The sequence below is a fragment of the Streptomyces sp. BE20 genome (assembly GCF_036322525.1).
Taxonomy (GTDB): domain Bacteria; phylum Actinomycetota; class Actinomycetes; order Streptomycetales; family Streptomycetaceae; genus Kitasatospora.
Genome location: NZ_JAQYWW010000020.1, coordinates 1 through 645, shown reverse-complemented (window position 1 = coordinate 645; position 645 = coordinate 1). Strand labels below are relative to the sequence as shown.

General features: G+C 73.0%; 1 protein-coding gene. It reads left to right on the top strand.

The genetic code is table 11. From position 1 onward, the window contains the following. Positions 1 to 58: 58 nt before the first annotated feature. Positions 59 to 645 (top strand): acyltransferase domain-containing protein (locus tag PUR61_RS00070; protein WP_329874314.1); only part of this gene is annotated, 587 nt, incomplete at its 3' end.

Below are 645 nucleotides of genomic sequence, written 5' to 3'. Positions count from 1 at the left end.
TGCGGATGTCCTGGTGGGGCATTCGATCGGTGAGGTTGCTGCCGCGCATGTGGCCGGGGTGCTGTCTCTGCCGGACGCGGCCACGCTGGTCGCGGCGCGCGGCAGGTTGATGCAGGCTCTTCCGGCGGGTGGGGCGATGCTTGCGGTGGGTGCTTCCGAGGCGGAGGTGCTGGCGGCGTTCCCGGACGTGGACGTCGCGGTGGTGAACGGTCCTGGGGCCGTGGTGGTCGCGGGGCTGGCAGCCGTGATCGACGCCGTCGCGGAGGCTGCGGGCGGGCGGGGCTGGAAGTCCAGCCGTCTGCGGACCAGTCACGCCTTCCACTCCCGGTTGATGGAGCCGATGTTGGAGGACTTCCGCGCCGTGGTGCGGTCCCTCTCCTTCGCCGAGCCTTCGGTCCCGGCGGTGTCCTCCGTGACGGGCCGCCCGGTCGGTGTCGGGCAGTGGTCGGACCCGGAGTACTGGGTGGACCAGGTCCGCAAGCCCGTCCGGTTCGCCGACGCCCTCGACGCCCTCGCGGCCCTCGACGGCGTCACCAGGTTCGTCGAACTCGGCCCGGACGCGGTCCTGTCCGCGCTCGTCCAGCAGCCCGACGCCGCCACGGCGCCGCTGCTGCGCCGCGACCGCGACGAAGTCACCACCGTGCT